This is a genomic window from Legionella sp. D16C41 (assembly GCF_048541585.1).
Lineage (GTDB): Bacteria > Pseudomonadota > Gammaproteobacteria > Legionellales > Legionellaceae > Legionella_C.
Genome location: NZ_CP183303.1, coordinates 3,156,518 through 3,176,773, shown reverse-complemented (window position 1 = coordinate 3,176,773; position 20,256 = coordinate 3,156,518). Strand labels below are relative to the sequence as shown.

Sequence of the window (20,256 nt, the reverse complement as noted above, 5' to 3'; positions counted from 1 at the left end):
AATAAGTTTAAAGGACGCGCAACAAATTGCAAGATAGGTTATTATTAATACTTTAAGTAAGTTGATAAGTGACTATGTTACCTTTTATTGATTTAACGGCCCCAGGTGAACATGCTTTTTGCTTTGAAGGCAAGATAGGTATGTTAGAAGCTATACTAACTGTGCCAGACCAAGTACATACCAATTATTTAGCTATATTAGGTCATCCACATTCGCTGCAGGGTGGTACTATGCAAAATAAGGTTGTAACAACAATGGCGCGTGCTTTTAAAGAATTAGGCATTCCTACAATACGTTTTAATTTTCGTGGTGTTGGCCAATCAGCAGGTTATTATGATGCAGGAATTGGTGAGAGCGAAGATATGTTAATTTTACGCCAACTTTGGCAGCGTAATTATCCTAATACACAATTTATATTCGCTGGATTTTCCTTTGGCTCCTTCGTAGCTTATCGCGCTGCAGCACAAAGTGATGCAATTTTATTGATTACCATAGCGCCGCCTGTCCATCATTATAATTATTTAGAATTTCGAGCACCAAAACATTGGTATATTTTTCAAGGTGAAGAAGATGATATTTCTCCACTCGATTTAGTAATGAACTTTGCTAACCAAGCCAATCCTAAAATTCCTGTAATTTCCTTTGCAGCAACAGGCCATTTTTTTCATGGAAATTTACTTTTATTAAAGTCTAAATTAATAGATGTAATTCGTGCACAGGTATTAAAGCAATGAGTTTATTTGAAAAGTATGATGCAGCTATTGCCTGTGGTCATATTCAAGATAACCCAAAACAACGACAAGTTTTAGTCTATTTAGATAAACTGAGTAGTGATTTAACCTCTCCCAAAAAAGTTTGGTTCAAGTGGCTTAAAAAAGACTCTTTAAAAGGCGTCTACTTGCATGGGCCTGTAGGTGTTGGTAAAACATTTTTAATGGATCTGTTTTTTGATAATATTTCTTTAAATAAAAAGCTGCGCTTTCATTTTCATCATTTCATGCAGCAAGTCGATGCTAAGTTAAGGCAATTACAAGGTACACCTAATCCTTTGCAAAGTATTGCAGCTGAAATAGCTAAAAAAGCACAATTGCTTTGTTTTGATGAGTTTATGGTGGATGACGTTGCTTATGCAATGATTTTAGCTGAGCTCATGCAAGCACTTTTTACTCGAAAGGTTATTCTAGTCGCTACCTCTAATGTAGCACCTGATAATTTATATCGTGATGGGGTACAACGAGCTCGTTTTTTACCGGCAATTAAAGCTATTAAAGAGCATTGTGATGTTGTTTGCCTTGGTAAAAAGCAAGATTATCGCTTAGGCCGAGAATTAAACCTTCAAACTTATTTTTGTCCCTTAAGTAAGGAAACTAGTCAGCTCTTTGATAAGCAATTTACTTATCTGGCACCTGCGGCACAAATCCAAGGAACCTTAATTGTTCAAAAGCGCGAAATCCCTTATGTTAAACTAGGCGAGCGTGTTGTTTGGTTTGATTTTAAAGTAATTTGTAATTTACCACGCAGTCAACTGGATTATTTAGAAATAGCGGAACGTTTCGATACTATCTTTATTAGTGATATTCCAATTCTAGGTGAAAACGATACGATATATGCAATTTTGTTAATTCATTTTATTGATGTTATGTATGATCAAGGCATCTATTTGGTATTATCAGCGGCAGCACCTATTGATGAACTGTATATGAAAGGTGAAATGAGTCAAGATTTTAAAAGAACACAAAGTCGTTTACATGAGATGCAGTCTACAGATTATGCTAAACGCCATACCAGACGAATAATGTCTTATTTAACAACTTAATCTTCTAAAAATTAGCATTTAACTCACTTTTTTTATAAAATGAGAATGATTATCGATATCATTCATGCTAATATATTGTATAAATGTAAGTTTGGTTATTGTTTAATTTAATTAAGAATAGCATGAAAAAAATGCATACTGATGATTTATCTAAAGGTGATCAAGTACGTTTAGTTAATTTTGGAGAGACTGATTTAATTTTTCGACGACGTTTACTATCTTTAGGTATAACGCGTGGCGTAGTGATAAAAGTAGTCAGAGTTGCTCCTTTAGGGTGTCCATTACAAATTGAAATTCGAGGAACATCCATTACGCTGCGTAAGGAAGAAGCTGCAAAATTAGAGTGGGAACCTGTATGACCAGTATTTTACTTGTAGGCAATCCTAATTGCGGTAAAACAACTTTATTTAATGCATTAACTGATGATAATCAGAAAGTGGGTAATTGGCCCGGTGTAACTGTAGAAAAAAAAACAGGCCTCTTTCAAGTAAACGATGAAAAAATAGAAGTTACTGATTTGCCTGGCATCTATTCTCTAAACTCCTCCGTTACAGCAAGTCAAGATGAACAAATTACAGCGCAAGCTATATTAAGCATGCCAGCAGATATCATAATTAATATTATTGATGCCTGTCATTTAGAACGACATTTATATTTAACCAGTCAATTATTGGAGTTAGGCAAGCCTGTTATTATTGCACTTAATATGGTTGATATTGCCAAACAACGTGGTATTTCTATAGATTTAAGTGTTCTAGCAGAGCAACTTAATTGTCCTGTAGTTGCGATTCAAGCCCACAAAAAAATAGGTATGGCGGCGTTACAACAAGCTATTACTACTTCCTCGATTAAAGTAAGCTGCCTTAATTTGTCGCTCCCGGCAGAACTACAACGACGAATTAATAATATAGAGAAGAAGTTAGTTGAAAATAAGCAGCTGCCCCTTAATTTAGCACGCTATTATACTTTTCGAACTTTAGAGGGAGATGATTATTTAATAAAAACTATACTAGGATTAGAAAGTATAAATTTGATAGAAAGATACCCTGATGATGATATTGTTATTGCTGATGCTCGGTATCAAGCTATTCATAAATTAGTTAACTTAGTTCAAAGAAAACGCAATGATTCTAGTGAGCATTTTACCGCTAAATTAGATCGTATTATCTTGCATCGTTTTTTAGCATTGCCTATCTTTTTTGGGGTAATGTATTTCATGTTTTTATTTGCCATTAATATTGGCGGAGCGCTACAAGATTTCTTTGAAATTACCTCAAGTACATTTTTCGTACAAGGTCCAGAGTGGTTATTAACGAAACTTCATTCTCCATCTTGGCTTATCGCATTAATAGCTCAAGGCATTGGCGTAGGAATTACAACTACTGTAACCTTTATCCCCGTTATTGGCGCTATGTTTTTCTTCTTAGCACTGCTAGAGGTATCAGGCTATATGGCACGGGCTGCTTTTGTCGTTGACAAAATCATGCGTATACTCGGTTTGCCTGGAAAAGCATTTGTTCCTATGATTGTTGGTTTTGGTTGTAATGTACCAGCTATAATGGCTGCTCGAACACTTGATTCAGACAGGGAGCGCTTACTAACTATTGTTATGAGTCCTTTTATGTCTTGTAGTGCCCGTTTAGCGATTTACTCAGTCTTTGTAGCAGCTTTTTTTCCTACAGGAGGGCAAAATATTGTATTTTGTCTTTACTTGATTGGTATTTTAATGGCTGTGCTAACAGGCCTATTGTTGCGTAAAACGACCTTACGTGGTTATTCTTCGCCGTTAATTCTTGAGTTACCGGCATATCATCGGCCTAGCCTTAAGCGTTTATTTAAAGAAATGTCTATTCGTCTGCGCTATTTTATAGTACGAGCAGGACGATTAATTATTCCCGTGTGTGTTATTTTAAGCGGCTTAAATGCTATAACAATTAATGGTGGCTTTAGTGGAGAAGCGGCTAATACACAGTCAATTTTATCCTTAATAGGGCAATGGCTTACACCATTATTTTCTCCCATGGGCATTAACATCAATAATTGGCCGGCAACTGTGGGCCTTTTAACTGGGATGTTAGCCAAAGAAGTTGTGATTGGGTCTTTAAATTCACTTTATGCTCAATTAAGTCATATAGATAATGTTCATATTACGGCATTTAATTTTTGGCACTCATTACAAACTGCTTTTTGGTCTATCCCACAAAATTTAGCTGAATTAAGCCATGCTTTAGTTAACCCAATTTTAGCTAGTGCGCCTGATAATGAAATGTCACAAACTGTCTATGGTAAAATGGCACAACTTTTTGATGGTCGTGCTGGTGCCTTCGCTTATCTACTTTTTGTTTTATTATATATTCCTTGTGTATCGACAATGGCAGCAATTCGGCAAGAAGCCAATCGTAAATTAATGTGGTTTTCAGTAAGTTGGTCATTATTAATTGCTTATGCTGCTGGGGTTATATTTTATCAAAGTGCTCGCTTTGCGGTCCATCCTCAACAATCACTGTTTTGGATTATGCTGATGTTAATGAGTATTGGGCTGTTTATAGTTAAGCTTCGTTATCAAAGCCTTTATCTAGGAAACAAGCATGCTCTTACAGATTCTTAATTATTTACGTCGTGAAAAAATAGCCAGTAATCAACAGCTAGCTCGCGAATTTGATTTGGATTTAATGGCCCTACAACCCATGCTTGATATCTGGGTCAAGCGCGGTGCTATTGCTTTTTGTCAAGACAATACTTCATGCCAACAAGGCTGTCTAAAGAGTTGCCATAAGCAGGCAGTTATATATTATAAGGTGATAAATTAGCTAGTAATTTTATCTATATTAGTTAAATTTACACTTTTTTTGCTATTTAATAATTATTACGCTTTATACTTGAATTGCAATTTTAAGCTAAGATACGAGTATGCGTTAAAACAGGTAATGATAATGGCTGATAATATAGACGTCTCAGACCCAACTTTTGAACAGCAAATGGAAGAGATGCGACAACAAATCTTAATTGATAACTACGATGATCCCATTGCGCTGATTGAAAGAATTTATCAGCTTTGGTGGCACTGGGCTGATTTCGAGTTATTTATAATTAACCCTACTATCGATCCGATTTTACCCCCTGTTATCATTGAGCCAGAGCCCATTGGAGATGGCACTGAATATGAATTTGTTTATCCTATTGTAGATAGAGGCCATAGATTAAGTACATCTAAAGCGCAGGATATGTTTACTGCTGGTATGTCAATGTGTAAATTACATTTTACAATTGAAAAAATGATTTATCTTCTAATTGAGCGTCTAAAGACTGGTGGTGTTAGTGCTGAAACAGAAGTACAAGTCGCTTTTGGTGGACACGAAAAAGCGCAACGTAAGGCTTTTGAGTCCATTATTAATTTAAACTATAATGTCGTAGTAACTAATTTTGATCCTGGTGTATGGGGCGAACGTTACCTTAAAGTGGTTAAAACAATTGCTGATAAAGGTTATGGCTATCCATCCGAATCTCCACGACAACCTTATTTACAACATGCAAGCTCAGGACCTAAAGTTTCCCGCTAAAAAAGGGATGTGTTGCTTACGGGTATGCTTGCAACTTGGTAAACGATTTTATACGAGCATTTTGACGTATGATTTTCTTGAGGCATTGCGTCAAAAGGGTCTTTTGGTACATAAGGTGTGAACGTTTAAAGTTATATTTAATTAGTTAAGTTAACTTAATCCAATTAGCTCCTTTTATCTATCTATTTCAGTGATCTTAAAGTAACTCCTGTCCATTTAAAGAGAAAATAGCAAGGATTTTTAATTTTAAAAAATCCATAAACTATGGCTGGTACAGTTAATAATAACCATAAAAAAATTTGCATGATTGTTAATCGGCCTTCAGTTATCAATTGTAGCTGCCAAGCTTTTAACCCTATTGTTTGGCCACCAAACTTAAGGCAGAGAAAAAAATAAGTAAGCATTGTCGTAACTAATAAGCACTGATACCATCGTGTATCTGCGGGAATAGCTGATTGTTTGATAATAACGCAAAGTGTGGTTATCAGCATCAATAAAGCCAGGGTGATTAGTAAGTCATAAAAACTGGCCAAGATAATTCTAAATAACATATAGCATCCTAATAGTTATTTCTCTTTTTTCACATATGCTTTGCGCTAAAAAACCAGAGTGGTATAATTCCACTTCTTGCTATATCTTTAAACGAGAAGCAGCGATTCGATTAAAATACTGCAATTAATCTATTTTATAAAGCATGATATAGAGCTGTGATTTAGCTTGGCAGTTATAATTAGTTTTAATTAAAAGTAGCTTAAGCTATATAGTTTAAGTTGCAATTTTACGTTTAAATTATATTAGATTTCTTTACTAAACCCGCGGTAGTGAGTTAAGTGGTAGGATGCGGCAGCGCCTAGAATTGCGGTGTATGTGCATGAAGATTTGAGCATTATTGCAATTAACTACTGCAGTTGAGTTTGCAAAGTAATCTATTAAATATCTATTTAGGTGGCTTTTATACTGTATTAGCTAATAATTTTGTCATTTATTTTAAAGGATAAAGTATAACGTGAATAAAAAAAGACCGGTAAATCTTGATTTAACTACTATAAAATTTCCTCCTATGGCCATTGCGTCCATTTTACATCGCATTTCTGGATTAGCCTTGTTTCTATTATTTCCTTTTATTCTTTATTACCTTGATTTAGCTTTAGCTAGTCCGGATTCCTTTGCTAATTTACAAACTATACTAGCAGGTATTGGGGCAAAGTTATTGCTGTGGGCTTTTGGTGCGGCCTTAATTTATCATTTACTAGCTGGAATTCGCCACGTGATTATGGATGCAGGTTATGGTGAGCATGTAAGTTCAGGTCGTAATAGTGCTATTTTTGTTATTGTAGCTGCAATTATTTTAACTCTACTTTTAGGATTTTGGATATGGTAAGCAATGTCACCAGTTTAACAGGAAATGGCTTAAAAGATTGGTTAGTTCAGCGTGTTAGTGCTATTTATTTTGCGCTTTACTGTTTTTTTGTATTTGGTTTTTTACTTGCTCATCCGCATTTACAATATCCACAGTGGCATGCGTTATTCCATAATATATTCTTTAAAGCGGCAACCATTATGGCACTTGTAGCTCTTTCCTTACATACTTGGATAGGAGTTTGGACTGTTACAACAGACTATGTTAAGCCTACTAGCGTTCGTCTGTTCTTGCAAATGGTTGTTCTAATTTGGCTTAGCGCTCAATTTATTTGGGGCTTAATGATTGTATGGGGGCAATGATATGAATGGGCCAATTGCAAGGAATAAATTTGATGCAGTTATTATTGGTGCAGGTGGGGCAGGCATGCGAGCGGCTTTACAGCTTGCTAATTCTGGTTTAAAAGTTGCTTTGCTTTCCAAAGTTTTTCCAACACGTTCACATACTGTCTCTGCGCAAGGCGGAATTACTTCAGCTCTAGGCAATGCGCATCCAGATGATTGGCGCTGGCATATGTATGATACCGTTAAGGGAGCTGATTATATTGGCGATCAAGATTGTATTGAATATTTATGTAAAACTGGCCCTGAAGCAGTTTATGAACTAGAGCATATGGGTTTGCCTTTTTCTCGTATGGATAATGGTAGAATCTATCAACGTCAATTTGGTGGCCAGTCTAAAAATTTTGGTGGTGAGCAGGCAGCACGAACCTGCGCAGCTGCTGATAGAACAGGGCACGCTTTATTACATACTTTATATCAACAAAATTTAAAAGCAAAAACTCATGTTTTTAGTGAATGGTATGCACTTGATTTTGTGAAAGATGCACATGGGCGAATTGCAGGTGTTACGGCTTTATCGATAGAAACAGGTGAAATTGTTTTTTATCAAACCCGAATTTGTATTCTTGCTACAGGAGGCGCAGGCCGTATTTTTCAATCTACGACAAACGCTTATATTAATACAGGTGATGGCTTTGGTATGGCATTACGTGCAGGTATTCCTCTCCAAGATATGGAAATGTGGCAATTTCACCCAACAGGTATTGCAGGCGCCGGAACCTTAGTTACCGAAGGATGCAGGGGTGAAGGAGGCTATTTAATTAACAAAGATGGTGAGCGATTCATGGAACGCTATGCGCCACGAGTAAAAGATTTAGCCTCTAGAGATGTCGTTGCTCGCTCTATGGCTTTGGAAATTCGGGCAGGAAGAGGCTTTGATCCTAACGGGATTGATCATGTCAAATTAAAACTTGATCACTTAGGTGCTGATTTAATCATGTCACGTCTTCCAGGTATTCGTGAATTATCATTAAAATTTGCCGGCGTTGATCCGATTGTTGAACCTATCCCGGTTGTACCTACTTGTCATTATAGTATGGGTGGTATTCCAACTAATATTCATGGGCAGGTTATAAATCATCAAAATGGTAGTGATGATATTGTTGAAGGTTTATATGCTGTAGGTGAATGTGCTTGCGTTTCTGTACATGGTGCTAACAGGTTAGGAGGTAACTCTTTACTTGATTTAGTTGTTTTTGGCCGTGCTGCTGGTTTACATGTTGAAGAGTTATGGTATGCCAATGAACTTCCAGATATGGCCTATGTTTCTGATGATGATCTTGCGCCAGCACTAGAACGTTATATGCGTTGGGAAAATTCCACTGATGGTGAAAGTCCTGCAGAAATTCGTGATGCTATGCAACGGGTCATGCAAGAAGATTTTGGTGTGTTTCGTACAGGTAAAGTGATGGAAGAAGGCTTGCATCGCTTACAAGCACTTCGTGAACGTTTAAAACATGCTAAACTAAGTGACAAAAGTCATATCTTTAATACAGAACGTATCGCAGCTTTAGAGTTAGATAATTTAATGGCTACAGCTTACGCTTCTGCGCATTCGGCATTAGCGCGTACTGAGAGCCGAGGTGCGCATAGCCGTGAAGATTACCCTAAGCGGGACGATGCTAATTGGATAAAGCATACGCTGTATTTTGAAGATGAAGAACGCATTGATTATCGACCTGTTAATGAGAAACCTAAATACGTTGAGCCGCTTGCGCCCAAAGAACGCGTTTATTAAGAGGATATGTTATGGCTGATAGTAGAAAATTAACTTTATCCATTTATCGTTATAATCCAGAAGCTGAAAATAATGAAAAACCTTATATGCAGGATTATACTGTGGAGATACCTGCCAAAAGCGATCCTATGCTGTTGACCCTACTAGAGAGGATTAAAGCGGAGCAAGATGTTACTTTGGCTTATAGACGTTCTTGTCGAGAAGGGGTTTGTGGCTCTGACGGCATGAATATTAATGGTACAAATGGTTTGGCTTGTATTACCTCCCTATCGCAACTTAATACAGATAAAATAGTTATTCGCCCTTTACCTGGTTTTCCAGTTATTCGGGATTTAGTAGTCGATATGACGCAATTTTATGAACAATATGAGCGTGTTGAGCCTTATTTACAAAATGATGGGGTTGAGCCGGCAAGAGAACGGTTACAATCACCAGCAGAGCGTTCTTTATTAGACGGCTTATACGAATGTATTTTGTGTGCTTGTTGTACTAGCTCATGTCCTTCTTATTGGTGGAATCCTGATAAATTTATCGGTCCTGCTGGGCTCTTACAAGCACGTCGCTTCTTAGCTGATAGTCGTGATACAGCGACGGATCATCGTCTAGATAAATTAAAAGATCCATTTAGTGTGTTTCGTTGCCGCACAATTATGAATTGTGCAAATGTTTGCCCGAAGGGACTCAATCCGGCGCAAGCGATTAGTCATATTCGCCTGCAGATGTTGAATCAGGAAACCTAATAGTTTTCTGGTTTGCTTTAAATAACGTGAATTTATTATTTAATATAAAGTCTATTAGATCATTAAGCGAACGTTATTCCATAATTGGTTGGAATTATTAAAGTAAACGTAACTGTTCACGAGCTATGCTTAAATCTTGGTGGAAGGTTGGATTTGAATGCAGTTTGGACTAAAATCATGCTGAAAAAACGAATAGATAACTTTCTACAAGCGTATTTTGAAGTATAAATTTCGTTCAAAAAGCCTTGGCACAGTATTTTAATGCAATAGATTGTGAACGTTTACAAGTAAACTCCCTGGGAGAAAAAAGATATGAGTAGTAATCTGCAAAAACAAGGGGCCTTATCTTATTTATCTGGTGGTAATATGGCCTATGTCGATGCTTTATATGAAGACTTTTTAGCAGATCCTAATTCTGTACCTGCTGATTGGCGCAGGGCTTTTGAAGCGTTACCTAAAGTCGATTCAGTAGCAAAAGAAATTTCTCATCGTGATATACGTAATTATTTCCTAGAAAATGCAGATAAAAGATTTTTTAATCAGGTTAGTGCGCCTTCAGCAGATAGCAAGCAATTTCAGGTAGCTCACCTTATCAATGCCTATCGTTCCTATGGGCATCACGCTGCTAAGCTAGATCCACTTGATATGACCGAAAGAGTTCATGTACCAAGTCTTGAATTAAATTATCATAATTTGTCTGAGGCAGATTTAAACCAAAATTTTTGTGCTGGAGATTATTTTCAAGCCGGACAGCAAATGCCGCTTAAAGATATCTTACAAGCACTAAAAGATACCTACTGTGGCAGTATTGGCATTGAGTATATGCATATTTCAAATATGGAAGAGACTCAGTGGTTACAAAAAAAAATGGAAACAGCCCGGGGCCGGCCTCATTTTGATGCAGCGAAGAAAAAAGAAATACTTAATGATTTAATTGCAGCAGATGGCTTAGAGCGTTATCTAGGAACACGCTATGTTGGCCAGAAGCGTTTCTCTTTAGAAGGCGGTGATGCATTTATTCCTATGCTAAAGGAGATTATTCGTCAAGGTGGCCAGCAAGACGTTAAAGAAATTGTTATGGGTATGGCTCATCGAGGGCGTTTAAACGTTTTAGTGAATGTTTTAGGAAAGTCTCCTGATAAACTCTTTCAGGAATTTGAAGGAAAAGTTATCTCAGAAAGAACAGGTGATGTGAAATATCATATGGGTTTTTCTTCTGATATTCGTACGGAAAGCGGTGCTATTGTCCATTTGGCACTAGCTTTTAATCCTTCTCATCTAGAAATTATTGGCCCTGTTGTAGAAGGTTCTGCAAGAACTAGATTAGAACGCCGCAATGATCTGGCTAAGAAAAACACGGTAGTGCCTGTGGTTGTTCATGGTGATGCTGCTTTTGCAGGGCAAGGCGTGGTTATGGAAACATTTAATTTTTCGCAGGCGAGAGGATATGCCACAGGGGGTACAGTTCATATTGTTATTAATAATCAAATTGGTTTTACAACAAGTAACCCTTTAGATGCACGCTCTACACTGTATTGCACAGATGTTGCTAAAATGGTTCAGGCACCTGTTTTACATGTAAATGGTGATGACCCAGAAGCAGTAGTTTTTGCGACTCAAATTGCATTTGATTTTCGTATGAAATTTAAACGTGACGTAGTGATTGATTTGGTTTGCTATAGACGTCATGGGCATAATGAAGCGGATGAACCTTCTATCACCCAACCTGAAATGTATAAAAAAATTAAGAGCATGCGTCCTTTACGTGAAATCTACGCAGAGCAATTGATTAATAAAGGTTTAATTACGCAAGAAAAAGTTAATGAATTAATGGAATCTTATCGTAATACCTTAGATAAAGGTCAACCGGTTGTAGATATGGTTCATGAAAATTACAAAGGCAAAATATCAATTGATTGGTCGCCTTATCTTAATGCGAAATGGACCGATAAAGTCGATACAACCATTAGTGAAGATGTTTTAAATACGCTCGCACAAAAATTACAAACATTACCTAATGGCTTTGAAGTTCATCCTGTTGTTAAAAAGTTGTTAAATGAACGTGAAAAAATGTCTACTGGTGCCTTACCAATGAATTGGGGCTATGCAGAAACTATGGCTTACGCCAGTCTTCTTCATGAAGGGTATTGTGTTAGATTATCTGGCCAAGATTCTGGTCGAGGTACTTTTGCGCATCGCCATGCCGTATTACATGATATTCAGACAGGTGAAGTTTATATTCCACTAGAACGAACTACTAATAAAAATGCTCATTTTGTTGTAATTGATTCAGTATTGTCTGAAGAGGCGGTACTTGCTTTTGAATACGGCTATTCTGCGTCAGCTCCTGATGCTTTAGTGATTTGGGAGGCGCAATTTGGTGATTTCGCTAATGGGGCACAAGTTGTTATTGACCAATTTATCAGTTCTGGTGAACAAAAATGGGGACGTTTATGTGGTTTAGTAATGTTTTTACCTCATGGTTATGAAGGACAAGGGCCAGAGCATTCGTCGGCTAGACTTGAACGTTACATGCAGCTATGCGCGCAACATAATATGCAAGTGTGTACACCTACAACACCTGCACAAATTTTTCATTTGTTGCGCCGGCAAGTTTTACGTAAATTTCGTAAGCCTTTAATTGTAATGACTCCTAAAAGCTTACTGCGTCATAAATTAGCGGTGTCACCTGTTAGTGATCTTTTAAATGGTCAATTCCACAATGTTATTCCTGAAATTGATGACCTTGATCCTATGAAAGTAACTAAAATCGTCTTATGCTGTGGAAAAGTCTATTACGATCTGTTACAGAAACGTCGTGATGACCAATTAAATCATATTGCTATTATACGTATAGAGCAACTATATCCCTTTCCTAAAAAATCATTGGTTAACATACTAGCTAATTATCCGTTGGCAAAAGATATTGTATGGTGCCAAGAAGAGCCGCAAAATCAGGGTGTTTGGTTTGCATCTCAGCATAATATCAAAGATTGTTTACAAGTTGATCAGCATTTGCGTTATGCTGGCCGTGGTTTTGCAGCATCGCCGGCTGTTGGTAGTCCTATTTTACATGTCCAGCAGCAGCTAGCATTAGTCAACCAAGCGCTAGTAGATTAATTATTGAAAATTATAATATTAAGAAGGTCTAACCATGTCTATTGAAGTTAAAGTACCTAATTTACCTGAGTCAGTTGCAGATGCGACCATCGCTACTTGGCATAAAAAAGTTGGTGACAAAGTAAACCGAGATGAAAATCTTCTTGATTTAGAGACTGATAAGGTTGTCTTAGAAGTGCCTGCACCAGCAGATGGAGTAATTAAAGAAATCTTATTTAAAGAAGGAGATACAGTTACTTCAGGTGAGTTATTAGCTCGAATTGAAGAGGGTGGAAGCGTTAAGCAAGCGGAAGCTTCGCCAGCAAGTACTACAAAGAAGGTTGAAGATAAAGTAGCACCTGAAGATAGCGATGATGACAAAGTTGCAGGTCCTGCTGTACGTCGGCTATTAACAGAGAATGATTTACAGGCCTCACAAGTACCTAGTTCAGGAAAAGATGGCCGATTGACAAAAGAAGATGTTGAAGCATTTATTGCTGCAAATCGAGAAAAAAATAAATCTGAAGTAGAGGTGGCAAAATCACAACCAGCTGCCAAATCGACCGCTAGTGAACAAGTATCGGCTCCGGGAGTTCGTGAAGAACGTCGTGTTCCTATGACAAGATTACGTGCCAAAATTGCAGAGCGTTTGGTCCAAGCGCAACATAACGCAGCTATGTTAACTACATTCAACGAGGTTAATCTTAAAGCTGTTATGGATTTACGTGCTCAATATAAAGATTCTTTTGAGAAAAAGCATGGCGTGCGTTTAGGCTTTATGTCTTTCTTTACGAAAGCAGTGGTCGAAGCTTTGAAGCGTTTTCCAGCTGTTAATGCCTCTATTGATGGCCATGATATAGTTTATCACGGCTATTATGATATTGGTGTTGCTGTTTCAACAGAGCGTGGTTTAGTGGTCCCTGTGATTAGAAATGCCGATCAATTATCTATGGCAGAAATTGAAAAAGAAATCATGGATACCGCAAATCGTGCTCGTCAGGGTAAATTAGCTATGGAGGAAATGCAGGGTGGCACGTTTACCATTACTAACGGTGGTGTGTTCGGCTCACTACTAGCAACTCCTATAATTAATCCACCACAAACGGGTATTTTAGGCATGCATAAAATTGAAGATAGGCCTATTGTAGAAAAAGGTGAGATTGTTATCCGCCCAATGATGTATATTGCCCTATCCTACGATCATCGCTTAATTGATGGTAAAGAGTCTGTTCAGTTTCTTGTTAATGTCAAAGAGTTGTTAGAAGACCCCGCTCGCTTACTATTAAATGTTTAATACGCCCTAGATTAGGTAGGTTTATGGCTATGTTATAGCCATAAACCTACTTCATATAGGATATATGCTCGCTCTAACAACTTATAGCCCTATGTCCGTATATATAAATCCATGATAAAATTCTGCCACTTTTAATTTAAAGATGATAAAACAGCAGGATAGTAATCAATGAATTTACATGAATATCAAGCTAAGCAATTATTTGCCAGTTATGGCTTACCTACACCTAAAGGGCAGGTTGCTTATAATGTTGAAGATGCAATTCAAGCTGCATCCTTACTTTCTACTTCAAAATGGGTAGCTAAGGCCCAGGTTCATGCTGGTGGACGTGGTAAAGCTGGAGGCGTTAAGTTAGTTAATACTAAAGATGAATTGGCAGCATATGTTAAATCCATATTAGGAACTCGCTTAGTAACTTATCAAACTGATGCTAAAGGCCAACCTGTTAATGCTGTTTTAATTGAGGAAACATGTGATATAGGCCGCGAGTTATACTTAGGTGCTGTTGTTGATAGATCTAGCCAGCGAGTTGTTATTATGGCGTCTACTGAAGGTGGAGTAGAAATTGAAAAAGTTGCTCACGAGACCCCAGAGAAAATTTTTAAAGTTATCGTTGACCCACTTGTTGGTGTAATGCCTTACCAGTGTCGTGATTTAGGTTTTAAATTGGGACTAGATAATGATCAAATCAAACAATTTACACATCTAATGGTAGGATTAGGTAAAATGTTTGTTGAATGTGATTTAAGCTTACTTGAAATCAACCCACTTGTAGTAACTAAAACAGGTCAATTAATCTGTTTAGATGGTAAAATAAATGTCGATAGTAATGCTTTATATAGACAGCCTAAATTAAAAAGTATGCGTGATGCCTCACAAGAAGATGAGCGTGAAAATAGGGCAACTGATTGGGAACTAAATTATATTCCATTAGATGGTGAAATTGGTTGTATGGTAAATGGTGCCGGGCTAGCTATGGCAACTATGGACGTTATTAAGTTACACGGTGGCGAGCCGGCTAACTTCTTAGATGTTGGTGGTGGTGCTACTAAAGAACGAGTGACTGAGGCCTTTAAAATTATTTTATCTGATGAAAATGTTAAAGGAATACTCGTTAATATTTTTGGTGGTATTGTCCGCTGTGATTTAATTGCAGATGGCATACTGGCTGCAGTTAAAGAAGTAGATGTAAAAATTCCAGTGGTTGTTCGCCTTGAGGGAAATAATGCAACATTGGGTGCAGAAATTTTAAATAATAGCGACTTAAACGTCATTGCTGCTAATAGTTTAACTGACGCAGCGAAAAAAATTGTAGCGGCAGTTGCTAAGCAATAATTAAGCAGTTGTTTTTCAACAAGGTTTACAAAACCTATTAAATAATTTTGAGGCAAGCAATGAGTGTATTAGTAAATAAAGATACAAAAGTAATTTGTCAGGGTTTTACAGGTAAGCAGGGAACTTTTCATTCTGAACAAGCCATTGAATATGGAACAAAAATGGTAGGTGGTGTCACTCCTGGCAAAGGTGGCCAGCAACATCTCGGTTTACCCGTTTTTAATACAGTTCGTGAAGCTGTGGAAGCAACAGGCGCTGAAGCGTCAGTAATTTATGTACCAGCTGCTTTCTGTAAAGACTCTATTTTAGAAGCGGCCGATGCTGGTATTAAATTAATTGTCTGTATTACAGAAGGTGTTCCTGTCCTCGATATGTTACAAGTTAAAGTTTATCTAGAAAATAATAGTAATTCTCGATTAATAGGCCCTAATTGCCCAGGTATTATTACGCCAGGTGAATGCAAAATAGGAATTATGCCAGGCTCCATTCATCTACCTGGTAAAGTTGGTATTGTTTCTCGTTCTGGAACCTTAACTTACGAAGCTGTTAAGCAAACTACTGATAAAGGTTTTGGTCAAAGTACTTGTATTGGTATTGGTGGTGACCCTATTCCAGGTACAAGTTTTATTGATGCACTGGCCCTATTTGAGCAAGACCCTCAAACCGAAGCGATTATTATGGTCGGTGAAATTGGCGGCTCTGCTGAAGAAGAAGCGGCAGAATTTATTAAATCAAATGTGACAAAGCCCGTTGTTTCTTATATTGCTGGAGTTACAGCACCTCCTGGAAAGCGTATGGGCCACGCAGGCGCAATTATTTCAGGTGGTAAAGGTACTGCTGCTGAAAAATTTGCAGCTCTTGAAGCAGCCGGCGTGACTACGGTAAGATCGCCTGCAGATTTAGGTGATGCTATCGGTCAAGTGACAGGTTGGCAATAATTGCATCTAGGTAACATAGAAATTTTAAATTAGTAATACTTTAAGATATATTACTATATTCAGCTAATAGCATGCTCTAAACTTAGGGCATGCTATGCGTTTATTAGGTTTTTTGAAATTATCATTAATGACTTCTCTTAAACAAAAGCGGTGCTGCAAACCGTTTAGGTATTTCATCTGAGCACGGCACTTTGTTTGTTTGACTTTGCGCGTTACTAACAGTTTCGAAAGAAGCTTATTCTACTGCTAAACTAAGACATATAACTTCTCTTTCACAAAGCGTAAGCATGTATGAGTCTGATGATAAAAATGAAACCTTCGCTGACCCATTATTGGATTGCTTAGTCATTTTAACGATGCTTAATCATCGGCCTTTTTCTGCTGATGCACTGCGTGCTGGCTTACCATTAGAAAATCATAAACTTACACCAGCATTATTCATACGTGCGGCAGAAAGAGCCGGCTTTAATGCGCGGGTTGTAAAACGTGCTCTACATCGTATTCCAAAACTAATTTTACCCGTTATTTTATTGTTAAAGAACAATCAGGCTTGTATTTTAAATAAAATAGGTGATTTAGGAGAAGTTGAAATCATTTTGCCAGACAATCAGGGCATTATTAAGCATAAGACTATGGCTGATTTAGAAGATATTTATACTGGACAGGCTATATTTGTCGCACCAATTTTTCAATATGAAACTCGAGCTGAATCAGGTCCTATAGAAAAAGTAGGAAAACTTTCTTGGTTTTGGAATACATTATATCGATATCGTTACATTTATTTTCAAGTTATTGTAGCTGCCCTTTTAATTAATATTTTTAATCTTGTTATGCCTTTATTTGTAATGAATGTGTATAACCGCGTAATTCCCAATAGTGCGAATGTAACTTTATGGGTGCTAGTTATTGGGGTTTTAATTATTAACCTTTTTGATTTTATTTTAAGACTATTACGTGGATATTTAATTGATATATGTGGTAAAAAAGCCGATGTCGTTATGGCTAGTGCCTTATTTCAGCAAGCATTAAGTATTCAGCTGATGAATAAGCCAAATTCTGTAGGCGCTTTTGTTAATAATTTACGCGAATTTGAAGTGTTACGTGATTTTTTTACTTCTGCAACGCTAACAACTATTATCGATTTACCATTCGTTCTGTTATTTTTTGTAATTATTGCCTATATAGGCTCTTGGCTTGTAATGATACCGCTCATTATAGTTCCTCTTCTATTACTTTCTGCCTATATTCTTGAAAAACCAATGCGTGAAGCTGTAATAAAAGCGTTGCAGGGATCAATGCAAAAGCATGCCGTATTAGTTGAAGCAGTTACGGCCTTAGAAACCATCAAGGCTTTAAATGCTGAGGGGCAGCTACAACGGAAATGGGAGCAATATGTTGGAACTACCGCAAGAGATTCACTAAAAATGCGTTATTTTTCCAATCTAATTATTAGTATTACAAATTACGGCCAACAGTTTATTACAATTGGTATGATTGCCTTAGGGGTTTACCTAGTTGAGAGTGGAGATTTGTCATTAGGTGGATTAATAGCCACAAATATCTTAGCAGGTAGAATTTTAGCGCCACTTTCTTCCTTAGCGAATATTTTAACTCGTCTACAACAAGCTAAGCTTTCCCTAGAAAACCTTAACCAGTTAATGGCTTTACCTGTTGAACGGCCAGAAAATAAACGTTTCATACACCGTCCCAAAATAGAAGGTAATATCGAGTTTGATAAGGTAAGTTTTCAATATCCGGGGCAACAGCTTTTAGCGCTTGATAAAGTTTCTTTTAAAATTAAAGCTGGTGAGCGAATAGCAGTTATTGGCCGCATTGGCTCTGGGAAAAGTACTATTCAACGCTTAATTTTAGGCTTATATCAGCCAAAAGAAGGTAATATTTACATAGATGGAATTAATATAGAACAGATTGACCCAGTTGATTTAAGAAAAAATATGGGTTTTGTACCACAAGATAGCATGTTGTTTTATGGAACAGTTAGAGATAATATTGCCATGGGTATGCCTTGGGCTGATGACGCAGCAATTTTGCAAGCTGGCCACTTAGGTGGTGTTGATAAATTCGTTAATCATCATCCTGAAGGGTTTGATATGATGATTGGTGAACGAGGTGAAGGCTTATCAGGCGGACAGCGACAATCTATTGCTTTAGCGCGAGGTTTATTATCAGATCCACCAATTTGGTTATTTGATGAGCCAACTAGCGCTATGGATATGTCTACAGAGCAAGAAACAATTCAGCGCTTACTTTCGCTTAAAGAAAAGAAAACAATTATTGTAGTAACTCATAGAGTTTCACTATTTCCTTTAGTTGATAGACTTATTTTAATGGATAATGGGCATATTATTTTAGATGGCCCAAAAAACGAAGTTATTGATGTTCTACAGAAAGCACAAACATTGGAAAAACAACAAGCACAACAAACTTCATCTTCAAATCAGACAGGTCAATAACTATGGCTTTGAAGAAGGATAAACAAATTAAAAAACACTTACCTGAAGATGAGGAATTTATTTCTGATTCTAAATCGGCTTTATTATCTAAAACCACGCTAGCGGCAAATGGTATTCTTTTTATTGTTTTATTACTTATTATTTGTGGAATAGTGTGGTCTTACTTCGGCATGATAGACGACGTTGTCATAGGTGAAGGCAAAGTTATTCCTTCTTCAGAAGTGAAAATTATCCAAAGCTTAGATGGTGGTATTATTAATAAAATCTTGGTTCAAGAAGGCGAAATAGTAAAGCCTAATCAAGTTTTAGTAGTGATTGATGATACACGCTATAAAGCAGACTATAGAAATGGTTATGATAAATATTTAGCGCTATCAGCAACAGTTGCAAGGTTAACTGCGCAAGCCTATGGCCAAACTAGTATTAATTTTTCTGCTGAATTAAAACAGAAAGCGCCTGAAACTGTAGAGCGAGAAACACGCTTATTTAATACAGCCCTTAGTTCACTTAATTCTGAGTTAGCAAATTTACAACATTATTTAGAGCTCGCTAAAGAACATACTAAAATGTATGAGCAGCTAACTGACAAGGGCTACGTATCCAAAGCAGAGTATATCCGTACCCAGGAAACCATGGCCGAAATACAACAAAAAATAATAGAGAAAAAAAATCAATATCAAAATACAGCTTGGAGTGACTTAAATCAACGTAAGGCTGAACTAGCGAGCTTAATTGACGAACTAGCCTCTTTAAAAGATAAAATGGTACGCACTCAATTATTGTCACCTGTTTATGGCGTCGTGAAAAAAATTAATATTAAAACTGAGGGAGGGGTTGCAAATCCTGGTGCAGAGATTCTGGAAATTGTTCCTCTAACAGATAAGTTGCTTATTGAAGCCCGTGTCACACCAAAAGATATCGCTTTTATCCATATTGGGCAAAAGGTTTCAGTTAAAATAACTGCTTATGATTATACTATTTATGGTAGCCTAGATGGCATTATTACTTATATCAGTGCTGATACAATTGCAGAAACAGACCAGGGTTCAGCTAGGAAATCTTCTGCAACAGCAATAACATACTATATGGTTCGTGTACAAACAAATAAAAACTATTTGGGCAATGCGAAGCATAAACTACCTATAATCCCTGGTATGACTGCTAGCATATTTATTAAAACAGGGAAAAAGAGTGTTCTAGATTACCTCCTTAAACCTATCTTTAAAGCTAAAGAAGAAGCATTAGGTGAAAGATAAAAAAGATACTATTTAATTTAAATAACCATTAAAATTCAAAAGCTTAGCATAAAAATAATTTCCTTAATTAAATTTGACTAAAATTTAAACAAGAACTAAACTTTAATTAATAATTTGATTAATTATTGCTCCTAGTGCTTGCCTTGAAAGTATTTTGAAATTACTAAATTGTTCAGGTTGGGTAATGATGCGCAGATCTAAATCATGGAAGAGTTCAGAGCTCCGCTATATGATTTAGGTGATGT

Annotated in this window: 17 protein-coding genes; 16 read left to right on the top strand and 1 reads right to left on the bottom strand. The window is 36.9% G+C overall.

Features of this window, described 5'->3' with window-relative positions:
• Positions 1-74 precede the first annotated feature (74 nt).
• From ACNVED_RS13765 to ACNVED_RS13740, 6 genes are all read left to right on the top strand, one after another.
• Entirely contained in the window at positions 75-734 is a 660-nt protein-coding gene (locus ACNVED_RS13765) for an alpha/beta hydrolase (protein WP_419421206.1), read from the top strand.
• Positions 731-1,816 carry a cell division protein ZapE gene (zapE, locus tag ACNVED_RS13760; RefSeq protein WP_419419555.1) on the top strand — a complete coding sequence of 362 codons (1,086 nt, stop codon included), beginning with the start codon at positions 731-733 and terminating at the stop codon, positions 1,814-1,816. Before ACNVED_RS13765 ends, zapE begins: the two co-directional genes overlap by 4 nt.
• Before the next feature lie 131 nt (positions 1,817-1,947).
• The gene (locus ACNVED_RS13755) at positions 1,948-2,175 is read left to right on the top strand and encodes a FeoA family protein (protein WP_419421205.1); all 228 of its coding nucleotides are present in this window, start codon (positions 1,948-1,950) and stop codon (positions 2,173-2,175) included.
• Positions 2,172-4,424, top strand: coding sequence for a Fe(2+) transporter permease subunit FeoB (gene feoB, locus ACNVED_RS13750; protein WP_419419554.1), 2,253 nt, complete (start codon positions 2,172-2,174; stop codon positions 4,422-4,424). The genes ACNVED_RS13755 and feoB overlap by 4 nt, the downstream gene beginning before the upstream one ends.
• Positions 4,405-4,626, top strand: coding sequence for a FeoC-like transcriptional regulator (locus ACNVED_RS13745; protein ID WP_419419553.1), 222 nt, complete (start codon positions 4,405-4,407; stop codon positions 4,624-4,626). The genes feoB and ACNVED_RS13745 overlap by 20 nt, the downstream gene beginning before the upstream one ends.
• A 123-nt stretch (positions 4,627-4,749) precedes the next feature.
• Positions 4,750-5,376, top strand: a complete 627-nt coding sequence (locus tag ACNVED_RS13740) for a virulence factor (protein ID WP_419419552.1) — start codon at positions 4,750-4,752, stop codon at positions 5,374-5,376.
• 182 nt (positions 5,377-5,558) lie between these two features.
• Here the strand turns inward: ACNVED_RS13740 and ACNVED_RS13735 are convergent, their stop codons facing one another.
• Positions 5,559-5,927, bottom strand: a complete 369-nt coding sequence (locus ACNVED_RS13735; RefSeq protein WP_419419551.1) for a hypothetical protein — start codon at positions 5,925-5,927, stop codon at positions 5,559-5,561.
• Between the two features lie 455 nt (positions 5,928-6,382).
• Between ACNVED_RS13735 and sdhC the strand changes: the two genes are divergently transcribed.
• From sdhC to ACNVED_RS13685, 10 genes are all read left to right on the top strand, one after another.
• Positions 6,383-6,757, top strand: coding sequence for a succinate dehydrogenase, cytochrome b556 subunit (gene sdhC, locus ACNVED_RS13730; RefSeq protein ID WP_419419550.1), 375 nt, complete (start codon positions 6,383-6,385; stop codon positions 6,755-6,757).
• A complete protein-coding gene (gene sdhD, locus ACNVED_RS13725; RefSeq protein ID WP_419419549.1) occupies positions 6,751-7,098 on the top strand; it encodes a succinate dehydrogenase, hydrophobic membrane anchor protein in 348 nt (115 codons plus the stop codon). The genes sdhC and sdhD overlap by 7 nt, the downstream gene beginning before the upstream one ends.
• 1 nt (position 7,099) lies before the next feature.
• Positions 7,100-8,875 carry a succinate dehydrogenase flavoprotein subunit gene (gene sdhA / locus ACNVED_RS13720; RefSeq protein ID WP_419419548.1) on the top strand — a complete coding sequence of 592 codons (1,776 nt, stop codon included), beginning with the start codon at positions 7,100-7,102 and terminating at the stop codon, positions 8,873-8,875.
• A gap of 11 nt (positions 8,876-8,886) precedes the next feature.
• Positions 8,887-9,615 carry a succinate dehydrogenase iron-sulfur subunit gene (locus tag ACNVED_RS13715; protein WP_419419547.1) on the top strand — a complete coding sequence of 243 codons (729 nt, stop codon included), beginning with the start codon at positions 8,887-8,889 and terminating at the stop codon, positions 9,613-9,615.
• Between the two features lie 312 nt (positions 9,616-9,927).
• Positions 9,928-12,735 carry a 2-oxoglutarate dehydrogenase E1 component gene (locus ACNVED_RS13710; RefSeq protein ID WP_419419546.1) on the top strand — a complete coding sequence of 936 codons (2,808 nt, stop codon included), beginning with the start codon at positions 9,928-9,930 and terminating at the stop codon, positions 12,733-12,735.
• 34 nt (positions 12,736-12,769) lie between these two features.
• Positions 12,770-14,008 (top strand): 2-oxoglutarate dehydrogenase complex dihydrolipoyllysine-residue succinyltransferase, encoded by a 1,239-nt coding sequence (odhB, locus tag ACNVED_RS13705; RefSeq protein ID WP_419419545.1) that lies wholly within the window; start codon positions 12,770-12,772, stop codon positions 14,006-14,008.
• A 168-nt stretch (positions 14,009-14,176) separates the two neighbouring features.
• A complete protein-coding gene (gene sucC / locus ACNVED_RS13700; protein ID WP_419419544.1) occupies positions 14,177-15,343 on the top strand; it encodes an ADP-forming succinate--CoA ligase subunit beta in 1,167 nt (388 codons plus the stop codon).
• A 59-nt stretch (positions 15,344-15,402) separates the two neighbouring features.
• On the top strand, positions 15,403-16,281 hold the full coding sequence (gene sucD / locus ACNVED_RS13695; protein WP_419419543.1) for a succinate--CoA ligase subunit alpha: 879 nt from the start codon (positions 15,403-15,405) through the stop codon (positions 16,279-16,281).
• Positions 16,282-16,568: 287 nt separating this feature from the next.
• Entirely contained in the window at positions 16,569-18,755 is a 2,187-nt protein-coding gene (locus ACNVED_RS13690; RefSeq protein ID WP_419419542.1) for a type I secretion system permease/ATPase, read from the top strand.
• Positions 18,756-18,757: 2 nt separating this feature from the next.
• Positions 18,758-20,011: an HlyD family type I secretion periplasmic adaptor subunit gene (locus tag ACNVED_RS13685; RefSeq protein WP_419419541.1), complete on the top strand. Its 1,254-nt coding sequence runs from the start codon at positions 18,758-18,760 to the stop codon at positions 20,009-20,011.
• Positions 20,012-20,256 lie beyond the last annotated feature (245 nt).